Source organism: Serratia sp. BNK-12 (assembly GCF_047456085.1).
GTDB lineage: Bacteria > Pseudomonadota > Gammaproteobacteria > Enterobacterales > Enterobacteriaceae > Serratia > Serratia liquefaciens.
This window is the reverse complement of the sequence record NZ_CP179896.1, coordinates 1,855,609-1,869,007: the sequence shown is the minus strand read 5'-3', so window position 1 is coordinate 1,869,007 and position 13,399 is coordinate 1,855,609. Positions and strand designations below refer to the sequence as shown.

Genomic DNA, 13,399 nt, shown 5'->3' with positions numbered 1-13,399 from the left:
CCGGGCCGCAGCAGAATTAAGGTTAACGGGTAGTATAGCCACCGTTGGCGAACAGCGTCTGCCCGGTGATCCACCAGCCGTCAGTGACCAAAAATTTAACGATCGGCGCAATGTCCTCGATATCGGTCAGACCGGTTTTCGAGAACTTGCTCAGCGCGGCGGCACTGCTGTGGTACGCCACCGCCTCCTTGCTTTCCTGGCCATAGAAGAACGGCGTATCCATTGGTCCCGGACCAATGGCGTTCACGCTGATGCCGCGTTCGCCAAACTCCTTGGAAGCCGCGCGGGTAAAGTGCTCCACCGGCGCCTTGCTGCCCGGATAGACCGCATAAAATGGCGTATAGGCCGCCAACAGCGAGCTGACAATGGTCACAATTCGGCCGTTATCGGCCAAATGTTTACCGGCCTGCTGGATAAAGAAAAATGCCGCTTTGGCATTGATGTCAAAACTACTGTCATAATCGGCTTCGGTCACTTCGGCAATCGGTTTTTTAATCACCAGACCGGCGGTATTGATGGCAATGTCCACCTTGCCAAACGCCTTGACGGCCTCCTCAAACAGCAGCGCCACGTTAGCCGGCTGGGTGAGATCGCCCTGCACCGCAATCGCCTCGGCACCTGCCGCCTTAACCGCCTGCAACGTTTCCTCCGCGGCAGCACGAGTGGCGTCGCTGTTGTAGTGCACCACCACGGCCGCCGCGCCGTTGGCGGCCAAATCACGCGCCACCAGGCCACCCAGGTTCTTGGCGCCGCCGGCGATCAACACCACTTTTCCATTCAAAGATTGCTTGCTCATTACAGTGACTCCGTTAGTGAAGGTTGCAACGAGTATAGAAACTGTGACCGCTCAGATAATCTGTCCAAATTGGGATGAACCATCCCGCTTTTTCGGTCAATAGCAACGATCAGGCCGTTAATTTCCACAGCGTGATCGCCCGCCGGGCATTCGGCGTAAATCGCACTACACTTGTAAGTTCCCGGCAGCAATAGTCACAACCAGAAACTATTTTCCCTCGCCCGTGGGATGCAAAACGCCTGACGGGCCACAACAGAGGTCAATGTCATGTTGATTCAACCCTATCTTTTTTTTAACGGTAACTGTGAACAGGCGATCAACTTCTACCAGCAGCAACTGGGCGCCAGAATCGAAATGATTATGCGCTACAAAGATATGCCCGAGGAGGCCAAGCAAGGCAGTCCTCAGGACGTCAATCCAGAGTCCATCATGCATGCCCGTTTACTGATTGGCGAAACGGCGCTGATGGCCTCCGATGGGTGTCCGCAGGACGGCGGCGAAGCTTCGCATAAAGGATTTGCCCTGTCGCTGGATCCGAGCGACGTGGAACAAGGCCGAGCATTATTCGAGAAGCTGGCGCAGGGCGGTCAGGTCACCATGCCATACCAGGCCACCTTCTGGGCCAAGGGTTTTGGCATGCTGACCGACCAGTTCGGGGTCAATTGGATGATTAACGTTGAATAACCCGTCATCCCTCCAGGGTGTCCGCCACCGACAGCGGATACCCTGGTGCCAAGGTCAACGGTAGTGATACCAGTCATAAGCCGCCATCGCGAACAGCACAAACAGCACCGTCAACAGCACCAGTCCCAAACGCCAATAGGGCGATTTACGCTGCCGCCAGGCAAAAATCATCATTAGCGCCAGCACACCCAAGGTCAGCGGGTAATAAACCACCAGCGTCAGCAAAGTAATAATGATGTAGTCAGACATATGCGTGAACCCTGTATTTTCTATGCCGGTTTTGCGGCGAATTGTAACACTCCGCTTGAGTGGCTCATGCATTTTTGATGTTAAGGGAGTAGTGGTCGGCGTGATTAACGAATAAGATGTAAGATTGTTCTTAACACGATTTAAAGACTTTATAACAAGGGTGACATGACACAGCAGCAACCGCAGGATGCCGAACGGCCACGCAACGGTAAAAATTCCCCGTTACTTTTTCAGGCCGGCGTATTTGTCGTCATCGTTGCCGTCACGCTGATTCTGTTTAACGGCTGGCAGATTTGGAATGCGCACCAGCGCGACTTGCAAAGTGCCGAAAATGAATCGGCCAACCTGGCCCGCTCTCTGGCACAGCATGCCGATGACACCTTTATGCAGACCGACACTACGCTGTCCGATCTGACCGAACGCATTCAGACCGACGGCCTGGGCCAACCGCAACAGCTGCGACTACAGAAAGTGATGCAAACGCAGGTTGGCAACCTGCCCCAGTTGCATGGCCTGTTTGTTTACGATGCTCAGGGGAATTGGATCGTCACCTCATCGGGCCGGTTCATACAAAATGCCAACAATGCCGATCGTGAGTATTTCAAATTCCACCTGAGCCACAACAGCAACGCGATATTTATCGGCAAAGTGGTACGCAGCCGCTCTACCGGTGATTTGATCATTCCGGTCTCACGTCGGATCAACAACCCGGACGGCAGCTTTAATGGGGTGGTGCTGGCCACGCTGTATGTCGATTATTTCCGCCAATTTTACGACACCTTCGCACTGAACAGTGACGCCTCGCTCAACCTGCTGTTGGCGGACGGCACCATTCTCTCCCGCCGCCCCTACTCCATTGCCGCGATTGGCAAAAATATTTCGGAAGGCGTGTTGTTCCGCGAAATTCTACCCCACTCTGAGTTCGGCAATGCCACCATCACTTCGCGGTACGACAAGGTGGAACGGATCTACGGTTATTCGCGGGTTAATCGCTATCCGCTGGTGATAGCTGCCGGACTGTCGAAGGAAGATGCGCTGTCCGACTGGCGTAATGATACCGGCGTGTTTGCCCTGGGTGGCGCGACGCTGTTAATCATTTTACTGGCGATGGGTCTGGTACTGATGCGCCAGATTAACCACAGCGTACGCACCGAAGCTGAACTGATGCGCACCCGCGATCAGCTCACTACCATCAACCGAACGTTGGAAGAGTTGGCGTTGCTGGACGGGTTAACCGGCCTGGCCAACCGCCGTCAGTTTGATATCGCCATGAAGAACGAACTGATGCGCGCTTCGCGCAATTACCGCAGCGTGGCGTTGCTGATGCTGGATATCGACTGTTTCAAACAATATAACGACATCTACGGTCACGTAGCCGGCGATCAGTGTCTGCAACAGATTGGACAAACGTTGAAAGGGCTGGCGTGCCGCAGCAACGATATTATGGCCCGCTATGGCGGTGAGGAAATGGCCATTATTCTGCCGGATACCGACACTCAGGGCGCACTGATTTTCGCCGAACGGGTGATTGAATCGGTGCGTGAGCTGAAAATACCGCATACGGGCAACCCTCACGGTATTGTCACCATCAGTATTGGCATCTTCGCCAAAGTGCCGCATATGTATAACGACACGCCAATCGGCTTTATTAATCAGGCCGACAGCGCCCTGTATCAAGCCAAAGCCCAGGGGAAAAACCGCATTTATCCCGCCTGACCCATTGGGCCGTCTTCCCCCGGAGGCGGCCCCTGAATTTGTTTTTTTTCGCTCGGAAAATCAAAATCAACCCGCTGATCATAAAACTAAATTTAATTTAAATCGTTAATCTACTTTCGCTGATAAATTAATTAATGCCCATTAAATCTATTTTTATCCATTCGTGCCATTAGCCGCATCGTTTAATATCTGTTTACTTTTGGGCGCATTTTAATAGTGCTAGGATAATTTAATCCAGCCATTAGCATCAACTAGTTCAATTCAACAATAATTCCCGCTGGTTATAAATCCCTTTCAAATAAAAAACAATTAAAGTATCCCCCCATCGCAAGGAGATATTATGCGCGCGGATAATCTTACGCCTGAACAGGTGTTAATAACGTTGCCACAGCAACAGTGGGATAGCGCCCCAGTGCCCTTTTCCCCCTCTGCCGTCGAGGCACTCGAGCAAGGTAAAATCGTGTTTTTGCCTGAACTGGCGTTTCCTATGTTAGCCGGTGAAATGGCGCTGCTGGATCCCGCGTTGGTCGATACAAAACGTAAAAACATCAGCTACTGGCCAGAAACGAGCAAATTATCCGGCGTAGCAATAGCCGCGCAGCAGCCACAGGTCGAGACGTTGCTGTCACGCTATTATCAAACCTGCCTGCAACTGGTTGCCACCCTGCTCCCCCACTACCAACAAGCCCTGCATTCGCCGGTCAACACCCTGCGCCTGCATCCGGTTGCGGCCTGGCGCAAGACCAGCTCATGGCGCAAGGATGATAGCCGGCTGCACGTCGATGCCTTCCCGTCGCGCCCGAACTATGGTGAGCGCATTCTGCGCATCTTCACCAACATCAACCCCAATGGCGAACTTCGCCAATGGCGCATCGGCGAACCCTTTCCTCAACTGGCGCAACGCTTTATGCCGCGCCTGGGCCGCTATTCACCGCTGAACAGCTGGCTGCAGCACAAGGTCGGCATCACCAAACGGCGCCGCAGTCATTACGACCACCTGATGCTGCAACTGCATGATGCCATGAAAGCCGACCAGCACTATCAGCAACAGGGCCCGCAGCTGGCGCTCGACTTGCCGCCGGGCAGCAGTTGGATCTGTTTCTCCGATCAGACGCCACACGCGGCGATGGCGGGTCAGTTTATGCTGGAGCAAACTTTCCTGTTGCCCGTCACCGCAATGAAAAATCCACAGCAATCACCGCTCAAGGTACTGGAAACCCTGCTACACCAGCCCTTGATCTAATCCGGTTCCGCCAGCAGGGTTTCACCCTGCTGCTGTGCCAGTTGATAGTGGGTAACCTCGCTATGGCGACCAATCAGTTCGGCAAGCTGCGGTGAGTGGCTGGTGATCCACAATTGGCTATAACGGCTGGCTTCGGCGATCAGCATGGCCAATGCCGGCAACAGTTGCGGATGCAGACTATTTTCAGGTTCATTGAATGCCATAAATGCCGGCGGCCGCGGGCTGAGCATCGCTACCGCCAAACAGAGGAAACGCAGCGTGCCGTCGGAAAGTTCGGCACTCTCCAAGGGGCGTAAAATGCCGGCACGGTGCATCAATAGCTGGAAGCGTCCCTGAGGGGCCTGAATTTCAAATTCGCTGTCGGGAAACGCCTGCGCCAGAATGTCGCGCAGCAACTCGCCGTTGCCGATCTCGAAGATGGTTTCAAAAGCGGCCGCCAGATTACTGCCGTCATGCGCCAGTACCGGCGCGCGAATACCCACCTGTGGCGCTCGCAACGGTGAACCGGGCCACACGGCAAACTCGTGGTAAAAACGCCACTGCCGCAGATTCTCTCGTACCTGGGACACTTCAGGATACAGATGCGGATCGGCAAGCTGACCAAATACCGATTCCTCTGCATGGAGACTGGCAGGATAAGTGGCGCGATCGCCCTGGATATTCGTCAGGAATGCACTCTGGTTGCGCCTTTCGAGTACCCGGGTTGAAGGTCGACGACCGTGGCCCGAGATCCACAGTGACTCCTCTTTGACCAGCGGGTCGAGTTGAAACAGGCTGCCGGTCGGCTCAGGGAAGCCTAGCTGCAGCTGATAGTCGAAATCATCCAGAGTGGCTGACAACAGCATCCGTTTCGGATCGCCCCGGCGATCACCCGGTCGCAATCCGCCGGCCCACATCGCCTTCTGAATGCCCCCCTCTTCAGCCAACGCAGCAGAAAGCCGCCCACAGGCGGCCTCGTGGATCAATCGCACCGCTTTATACAGGTTAGATTTTCCGCAACCGTTCGGGCCGCTGATCACATTCAGACGGCCCAATTGCAGCTGCAAATTACGTATAGAGCGAAAACCGCTCAGTTGGAGTTGTTGGATCATCGTCGCCACAAACTCTGTGTCAGGAGATGGTGCATCTTACCATGGCACCATCTCACCGGCCTTTAGCTTGTCGGACCGAAGTCCCCTTCCTGCCGCGCCACCAACGTCAGGATACTGTACAGCGCCACCGCCTGCTGATGTTGGTTGAGTACCTGAACATCCCATACCACCACGCCGTGTGGACGATCCTCCGCCGTTTTCTGCGGCTTACGGATTTTCTTTTTGCAGGTCAGCCGTACCTGAAGGGTATCGCCAATCTTCACCGGCTCGATAAAGCGCAGGTTTTCCATACCGTAGTTGGCAATCACCGGTCCGACGCCCGGATCAACAAACAGCCCGGCGGCAGCAGAAACCACAAAGTAGCCGTGCGCGACCCGCTCGCCAAACAGCGATTCGGCCGCGCCGATCTTGTCCATATGGGCATAGAAGTGGTCGCCACTCAGGCAGGCAAAATTGACGATATCGGCCTCGGTCACGGTACGCCGCGCCGTCAGCAGGCTTTCGCCAAGGCGCAGTTGCTCGAAATATTTGCGGAACGGATGTACCGGCTCTTCAATCACCGTCGCGCCGCGCACCCACTCACGGCCGATTGCCGCCAGCATGGCCGGACTGCCCTGAATGGCCGTGCGTTGCATATAGTGTTTTACCGCGCGTAGCCCACCCAATTCTTCACCACCACCGGCTCGCCCTGGCCCGCCGTGCACCAGCATCGGCAACGGAGAACCGTGGCCGGTGGACTCCACCGCCGCCTGTTGATCCAGGATCAGCATTCGGCCATGCGCGCAGGCGGTGGCGCGAATAAAGCGCGTCGCCAGCGCCTCATCGGCGGTCACCAGTGAGCCAGCCAGACTTCCCTGGCCCATTAACGCCAGCTCAATCGCCTGTTCGGTATGCTGATAGGGCATCAGCGTCGCTACCGGGCCGAATGCTTCGGTGCCGTGCACCGCCTGATGGCTAAAGGGATCGGCACAGTACAACAGCGTGGCCGGATAAAATGCCCCCTGCTGCACGCCTGCCCCGCTCACCTCCAGGTTATCCGTTCTCGCGCCGCACAACGGTTCGCAACCGTTATGCAGCAGGTAATCCACCTTCTGTTGCACATCGTCGCGCTGTTCGCGGCTGACCAAGGCCCCCATCCGCACCTGTTCCAGTTTAGGATCGCCCACCGTGACGCCACTCAGCCGCTGCAACAGCGCCTGCTGTACCTCTGCCACCCGTTTCGCCGGCACGATAATCCGCCGAATTGCGGTACATTTTTGCCCGGCCTTGGCGGTCATCTCGCGGCACACTTCTTTGATAAACAGCGCAAACTCCGGCATCTGCGGCGTAACGTCCTCGCCCAGCACGCAGCAGTTGAGCGAGTCTGCCTCCATGGTGAAAGCAATCGACTTTTGCAACAGGCGCGGGTGCGCACGCAGCTGCTGACCGGTCTGCGCCGAGCCGGTAAAGGTCACCGCATCCTGATAATCCAGATGTTCAAACATATCGCCGACGCCACCGCATACCAGTTGCAACGCGCCCTCTGGCACCAGACCGCTGTCGATAATCAGTCTGACCATCGCCTGCGTCAGCTGCGCCGTGGCGGTCGCCGGTTTGATGATCGCCGGCATGCCGGCCAACCAGGTGGGCGCCAGTTTTTCCAGCATCCCCCAGCAGGGAAAGTTAAAAGCATTAATATGCAACGCCACGCCAGGGCGTGAAGTCAGCACGTGTCGGGCGGCAAACTGCGCCTGTTTGGACAGCGGGATCAGTTCGTCTTCCGGCCACAGGGTATCGTCCGGCAGCTCGCGCCCTGCCAGCCCGGCATAGGCAAATAGCGTGGCGATACCGCCTTCGATATCCACCCAGCCGTCACTGCGAGTCGCGCCGGTTTGGTACGAAATCTCATACAGCGTTTCTTTGTTGGCCAGCAGGTGCTTAGCCACCGCTTTCATCATTTGCGCGCGCTGCTGGAAGGTCATCTGTGCCAGCGCCTTGCCGCCCTTGCTGCGCGCATACTCCAGACTGGCGGCCAGCGGTAGTCCGTCGGAACAAACCTGATACAGCGGTTGGCCGGTGACGGCATGGTGGATTTCACGGGCTTTGCCCTGGCCGTACACCCAGGCGCCAGAAAGATAACTGTGTAGCTGCAGCATTTGCTCCTCCGGAATTCATAAATTTACACCACAAGGATTAATTACGTATCACATATTGTCCAGTTTTCACCAGAATGAAATTTAACAAAATAAAAACAACCAGACATTGAAAGCGCTCAGACAGGCGTTTTACTCCCATGAATTAATTTTTAATGTCATTTAAAAACAACATTATAATAACACTCCTTGTGAGCACACTCGCAAAACCACACAAATGCCGTTTGATCTTTTTGTTATCAGTTTGTAGCCTTATGGTTAGTTAACGTGATTCACATTTTTATATTTAATGTGAAAAATACGAATCACCAAGAGGCACGCATGACAACTGACGCGCAACATCAGCAGCACTTCGACGACAAAATTGCGGCGGATACCTCGATTGAGGCCAAAGACTGGATGCCGGACGCCTACCGCCAAAACCTGATCCGCCAGATTGGCCAGCATGCCCATTCCGAAGTGGTCGGCATGTTACCGGAAGCCAACTGGTTGACGCGCGCCCCTACCCTGCGCCGTAAGGCGGTGTTGTTGGCCAAGGTGCAGGACGAAGCGGGGCACGGCCTGTACCTGTACAGCGCCGCGGAAACCCTGGGCTGCTCTCGTCAGGATATCTACCAGAAGATGCTCGACGGCAAGATGAAATACTCCTCGATCTTCAATTACCCGACGCTCAACTGGGCGGATATCGGGGTGATCGGCTGGTTGGTTGACGGCGCGGCCATCGTTAACCAGGTGGCGCTGTGTCGTGCGTCCTACGGCCCCTATGCGCGGGCGATGGTGAAAATTTGCAAGGAAGAGAGCTTCCACCAGCGCCAGGGTTACGAAGCGGTCATGGCGATGGCAAACGGCAGCGAACAACAGAAAGCCATGCTGCAAGATGCGATTAACCGCTTCTGGTGGCCGGTACTGATGATGTTTGGCCCCAGCGACACCGATTCACCGCACAGCGCGCAGAGCATGGCCTGGAAAATCAAACGCCACAGCAACGATGAGTTACGGCAGAAATTTGTCGACAACACCGTCCCCCAGTTGGAAGCCCTGGGCATGGTCGCACCGGACGCCGACTTGGCCTGGGACGAAGCCACCGGCCACTACCGCTTTGGCGAAATCGACTGGAGTGAACTGCATGAGGTGATCAAGGGGCGCGGCCAATGTAATCACGAACGGCTGCAAGCCAAACGCCGCGCCTGGGAGGACGGTGCCTGGGTACGCGATGGCGCTCTGGCCCACGCGTCAAAAAACACCTCAACCGCCGCATAAGGAACCGATGATGACACATGCCCAATGGCCACTGTATGAAGTGTTTATCCGCAGCAAACAAGGGCTGGCGCACCGTCATGTCGGCAGCCTGCACGCCGCCGACGACCAGATGGCGCTGGAAAACGCCCGCGATGCCTATACCCGCCGCAACGAAGGCTGCTCAATCTGGGTGGTGCAATCCAGCCACCTGATCGCCTCGCAGCCGGAAGATCGCGAAGCCTTTTTCGATCCGTCCGATGACAAGATCTACCGTCATCCGACGTTCTACACCATTCCCGACGGCATCAAGAACATGTAGGGGCGACCATGACCTTCAATAACGATCCACTCGTCACCTATGTCCTGCGTCAGGGCGATACGCCACTGATCCTCGCCCAGCGCTTGTGCGCCTGGTGCGGCCACGCGCCGGAACTGGAGATCGACCTGGCGCTGGCCAACATCGGCCTGGACCTACTCGGCCAGGCGCGCAACTTTCTCGGTTATGCCGCCGAACTGGCCGGGCCGCAATTCAGCGAAGACCGACTGGCCTTCGGCCGTGACGAACGTGAGTTCCATAACCTGCTGCTGGCGGAACAGCCCAACGGCGGCTTCAACGACACTCTGGTGCGGCAGTTCCTGATGGACGCCTACCACGTGCAGTTGCATCAGGCCTTGAGCCAAAGTCGCGATGCTCAACTCGCCGCCATCGCCGCCAAGTCACTGAAAGAGGCGCATTACCACCTGCGTTTCAGCCGTGGCTGGATGATCCGTCTGGGTGACGGCAGCCCCGTCAGCCACCAAAAAATGCAGCAGTCGCTGGATGGCCTGTGGCGTTTTACCGCCGAACTGTTCCATGCCGACGAGCTTGAACTGCAGTTGGCAGAACAGGGTATCGCCGCCGATCCGCGCCAGCTTGAGGCTCCGTGGCTGGCGCTGGTTGAAGAAACGCTACAACAGGCCACCCTGACGCTGCCGGCAGAGCAGGCGTTCCGCCACGGCGGTAAACAGGGTCGGCACAGCGAACATCTCGGTCCGCTGCTGGCCGAGATGCAGTTCCTGCAACGCGCCTATCCCAACGCAAACTGGTAAGGGGCCGCTATGAACATTACCCGGCTGCAGGCCGCGGAAATTCCGCAAATCTGGCACTGCCTGCAACAGATCAGCGATCCGGAACTGCCGGTGCTGTCGATTACCGATCTGGGCATGGTTCGCGACGTTGAAGCCGACGGCGACGGCTGGCGCATTACCTTTACGCCAACCTACTCCGGCTGCCCCGCCACCGAGTTCCTGCTCGAAGCCATCGAGCAGCGGCTGGCCGAGGCCGGCTTTGCCCCGGTCAAAGTGGACATTCGCCTCAGCCCGGCGTGGACCACCGACTGGATGAACGCCTCGGCGCGTGAACGGCTGCGTGAATACGGCGTCGCACCGCCACAGGGCCATACCTGCGACAAACCGCAGGCTGCAGGCCCGGTGCCCTGCCCGCGCTGCGGCAGCACCCACAGCGAAAAAATCAGCGAATTCGGCTCCACCGCCTGCAAAGCGCTGTATCGCTGCTGCGATTGCCGCGAACCCTTCGACTATTTCAAATGCATTTAGGAGCGCAGAAAACCATGACGGTCTTCCATCGCCTGAACGTCGCCGCCATCGAGCGCGAAACGCCGGACGCCGTAGCTATCACTCTGCGCGTGCCCGAAGAGCTGAAAAGTCATTACTGCTACACCCCCGGCCAACATCTGACGCTAAAGGCGCAGGTGGATGGCGAAGAGCTGCGCCGCTGCTACTCCATCTGCAGCGCTCCTCAGGATGGGCTGCTGCAGATCGGCGTTAAAGCCATCCATCAGGGCCGCTTTTCCTCGTTCGTTAATCGGCTACTGAAAGTCGGCGACGCGCTGGAGGTGATGGTGCCGCAGGGCCGTTTCGGCTACCAGCCACAGGCGGAAAACAGCGGCAACTATCTGGCGATTGCCGCCGGTTCCGGCATCACGCCGATGCTGTCGATCATCAAAGCCACCCTGCAACTTGAACCAAACAGCAGCTTCACGCTGATTTACGGCAACCGCAGCAGCCGTTCGGTGATGTTCAAGGAGACGCTGTCCGATCTGAAAAACCGCTATCCACAACGTTTTCAGCCGCTGTATCTGTTCAGCCAGGAGAGCCTCGACAGCCCGCTGCTCAGTGGGCGCATCGACCGCGAGCGCCTGTTGGCGATCGGCGGCGCGCTGCTGGATTACCGCGACTATGACCATGCCTTTATCTGCGGCCCGCAAACCATGATGGACGACGCCCAAAGCGTGCTGGAACAGGCTGGCGTAGCCGCCGAGCGTATCCACAGCGAGCGCTTTAACACCAGCGGCGTGGTCGCCCGCCCGGTCAACGACATCCCGCGCAACGCCACGCGAGTGGCGATTTTGCTCGACGGCCGCCGGTTGGATATCGAGGTCGGTTCGCAGGACGACAGCATTCTGGACGCGGCGCTGCGTCAGGGGGCCGATCTTCCCTATGCCTGCAAAGGCGGCGTGTGCGCCACCTGCAAGTGCCGGTTAAAAGCCGGTCAGGTGGACATGGCCGTCAACTACAGCCTGGAACCGGATCAACTCGCGGCAGGCTACGTATTGAGCTGCCAGTCGTGGCCACGCGGTGACGGTGTGGTGCTGGACTTTGACGTATAGGAGCCGCCAATGGAAACCCCTTTGATCCTGCAACATCGCCAGGCGCGCGTGCTGACGCTGGAACTGCACCGTCCACAAGCGCGCAATGCCCTGAACACACCCTGCCTGGAGCAGCTGGTTTATTTACTGGAACAGGCCGATGCCGATACCGCCATTGGCGCAGTAGTGATCGCCGGCACAACGCGTTTCTTTGCCGCCGGTGCCGATCTGCACGAACTGCAACGGCAAGACCTGCCCGCTACGCTGACGGATCGCCGCCCGCTGTTGTGGCAACGGCTGGCGCAGTTCAGTAAACCGCTGCTGGCGGCAGTGAACGGCTATGCGCTCGGCGCCGGCTGCGAGCTGGCGCTGGCCTGCGACATTGTCATTTGCGGCGAAAGCGCCCGTTTTGGCCTGCCGGAAATCACCCTCGGCCTGATGCCAGGGGCCGGCGGCACTCAGCGCTTGATTCGCTGCGTCGGCAAGTCCTTCGCCAGTCAGATGGTGCTGAGTGGCGAAGCCATTAACGCCTCGCGCGCATTGCAGTGCGGGTTGGTCAGTGAAGTGTGCGTCGACGCCCTGACGCTGGAACGCGCACAGCAGATCGCCGAGCACATCAGCAGGCAGGCCCCGCTGGCACTGCGCGCCGCCAAACAGGCGCTGAAACAGGCGGAGGAAACCGGCCTTAGCCAAGGGCTGCTCATCGAACGCCAGCAGTTTGCCACCCTGGCCGCCACCGACGATCGCCGCGAGGGCATCGCCGCCTTCTTCGAAAAACGTACGCCAAACTATCAGGGGCGCTGATTTATGGAAAATGCATTGATTCTCACCCACCTTGAAGCCGGGGTGCTGACGCTGACCCTCAATCGGCCAGACCGGCTCAATAGCTTCAACGACGAGATGCACCGCCAACTGAGCGAAGCCTTGACCCTCGCCGAGCGGGAAGAAACCGTACGCTGCCTGCTGATCACCGGCGCGGGGCGTGGCTTTTGCGCCGGGCAGGATCTGAACGATCGCAACGTCAGCGTCGAACAGCAGGCGCCGGATCTCGGCCTGTCGGTAGAGCGTTTTTACAATCCGCTGATCCGTCGTCTGACCGCGCTGCCAAAGCCGGTGGTGTGCGCCGTCAACGGTGTCGCGGCAGGGGCCGGCGCAGCGCTGGCGCTGGCCTGCGATATCGTGATCGCCGCCGATAACGCCAATTTTATTCAGTCTTTCTGCCGCCTGGGGCTGGTGCCGGACTCCGGCGGCAGCTGGTTCCTGCCCCGTTTGGCAGGCCACGCCCGCGCCATGGGCATGGCGCTGCTGGGAGATAAAGTCAGCGCACAACAGGCGCTGGCATGGGGCATGATCTGGCAGGTGGTAGCGGCGGACCAACTGGCCGCCACCAGCCAAACGCTGGCACAACACCTGGCCACCCAACCCACTTACGGGCTGGGGCTGATCAAAAAAGCCCTCTACAGCTCGGCGAACAACACCCTCGATCAGCAGCTCGATCTGGAACGCGACCTGCAGCGCCTCGGCGGCCGCAGCGACGACTACCGCGAAGGCGTCAGCGCCTTCTTCGCCAAACGCCCCCCTAATTTCAGCGGGAAATAATC

Annotated in this window: 14 protein-coding genes; 10 read left to right on the top strand and 4 right to left on the bottom strand. The window is 57.8% G+C overall.

The window, feature by feature from the left end:
- Window positions 1-22: 22 nt before the first annotated feature.
- The gene (locus tag ACMGG1_RS08510; protein ID WP_048760362.1) at window positions 23-796 is read right to left on the bottom strand and encodes an SDR family oxidoreductase; all 774 of its coding nucleotides are present in this window, start codon (window positions 794-796) and stop codon (window positions 23-25) included.
- Window positions 797-1,063: 267 nt separating this feature from the next.
- Between ACMGG1_RS08510 and yjdN the strand changes: the two genes are divergently transcribed.
- The gene (yjdN, locus tag ACMGG1_RS08505; RefSeq protein ID WP_115058559.1) at window positions 1,064-1,480 is read left to right on the top strand and encodes a VOC family metalloprotein YjdN; all 417 of its coding nucleotides are present in this window, start codon (window positions 1,064-1,066) and stop codon (window positions 1,478-1,480) included.
- 54 nt (window positions 1,481-1,534) lie between these two features.
- On the opposite strand, the gene ACMGG1_RS08500 is transcribed toward yjdN, so the two are convergent.
- The gene (locus ACMGG1_RS08500) at window positions 1,535-1,729 is read right to left on the bottom strand and encodes a hypothetical protein (protein ID WP_020827590.1); all 195 of its coding nucleotides are present in this window, start codon (window positions 1,727-1,729) and stop codon (window positions 1,535-1,537) included.
- 165 nt (window positions 1,730-1,894) lie between these two features.
- On the opposite strand from ACMGG1_RS08500, the gene ACMGG1_RS08495 reads away from it, so the two are divergent.
- Window positions 1,895-3,445 carry a diguanylate cyclase gene (locus ACMGG1_RS08495; RefSeq protein ID WP_414161292.1) on the top strand — a complete coding sequence of 517 codons (1,551 nt, stop codon included), beginning with the start codon at window positions 1,895-1,897 and terminating at the stop codon, window positions 3,443-3,445.
- Between the two features lie 340 nt (window positions 3,446-3,785).
- Entirely contained in the window at window positions 3,786-4,688 is a 903-nt protein-coding gene (locus ACMGG1_RS08490; RefSeq protein ID WP_046373210.1) for a Kdo hydroxylase family protein, read from the top strand.
- Here ACMGG1_RS08490 and ACMGG1_RS08485 read toward each other — a convergent pair.
- Both ACMGG1_RS08485 and paaZ read right to left on the bottom strand, forming a co-directional pair.
- Window positions 4,685-5,779, bottom strand: a complete 1,095-nt coding sequence (locus ACMGG1_RS08485) for an AAA family ATPase (RefSeq protein WP_414161291.1) — start codon at window positions 5,777-5,779, stop codon at window positions 4,685-4,687. The two genes, ACMGG1_RS08490 and ACMGG1_RS08485, sit on opposite strands and share 4 nt — an antisense overlap.
- Before the next feature lie 62 nt (window positions 5,780-5,841).
- Window positions 5,842-7,914: a phenylacetic acid degradation bifunctional protein PaaZ gene (paaZ, locus tag ACMGG1_RS08480; RefSeq protein WP_414161290.1), complete on the bottom strand. Its 2,073-nt coding sequence runs from the start codon at window positions 7,912-7,914 to the stop codon at window positions 5,842-5,844.
- Window positions 7,915-8,232: 318 nt separating this feature from the next.
- Between paaZ and paaA the strand changes: the two genes are divergently transcribed.
- Genes paaA through paaG form a run of 7 tightly spaced genes read left to right on the top strand, consistent with a single transcriptional unit; the run spans window position 8,233 to window position 13,397 of the window.
- Window positions 8,233-9,171: a 1,2-phenylacetyl-CoA epoxidase subunit PaaA gene (gene paaA / locus ACMGG1_RS08475; RefSeq protein WP_020827595.1), complete on the top strand. Its 939-nt coding sequence runs from the start codon at window positions 8,233-8,235 to the stop codon at window positions 9,169-9,171.
- A 10-nt stretch (window positions 9,172-9,181) separates the two neighbouring features.
- A complete protein-coding gene (paaB, locus tag ACMGG1_RS08470) occupies window positions 9,182-9,469 on the top strand; it encodes a 1,2-phenylacetyl-CoA epoxidase subunit PaaB (RefSeq protein ID WP_020827596.1) in 288 nt (95 codons plus the stop codon).
- An 8-nt stretch (window positions 9,470-9,477) separates the two neighbouring features.
- A complete protein-coding gene (paaC, locus tag ACMGG1_RS08465; RefSeq protein ID WP_128865346.1) occupies window positions 9,478-10,239 on the top strand; it encodes a 1,2-phenylacetyl-CoA epoxidase subunit PaaC in 762 nt (253 codons plus the stop codon).
- A gap of 9 nt (window positions 10,240-10,248) precedes the next feature.
- Complete coding sequence (gene paaD, locus ACMGG1_RS08460) at window positions 10,249-10,746, top strand: 1,2-phenylacetyl-CoA epoxidase subunit PaaD (RefSeq protein ID WP_020827598.1); 498 nt, start codon at window positions 10,249-10,251, stop codon at window positions 10,744-10,746.
- A 14-nt stretch (window positions 10,747-10,760) separates the two neighbouring features.
- Window positions 10,761-11,819, top strand: a complete 1,059-nt coding sequence (gene paaE, locus ACMGG1_RS08455; protein WP_414161289.1) for a 1,2-phenylacetyl-CoA epoxidase subunit PaaE — start codon at window positions 10,761-10,763, stop codon at window positions 11,817-11,819.
- A 9-nt stretch (window positions 11,820-11,828) separates the two neighbouring features.
- Entirely contained in the window at window positions 11,829-12,602 is a 774-nt protein-coding gene (gene paaF, locus ACMGG1_RS08450; RefSeq protein WP_414161288.1) for a 2,3-dehydroadipyl-CoA hydratase PaaF, read from the top strand.
- Between the two features lie 3 nt (window positions 12,603-12,605).
- Window positions 12,606-13,397, top strand: a complete 792-nt coding sequence (gene paaG, locus ACMGG1_RS08445; RefSeq protein WP_201896256.1) for a 2-(1,2-epoxy-1,2-dihydrophenyl)acetyl-CoA isomerase PaaG — start codon at window positions 12,606-12,608, stop codon at window positions 13,395-13,397.
- The last annotated feature ends 2 nt before the right edge of the window (window positions 13,398-13,399 follow it).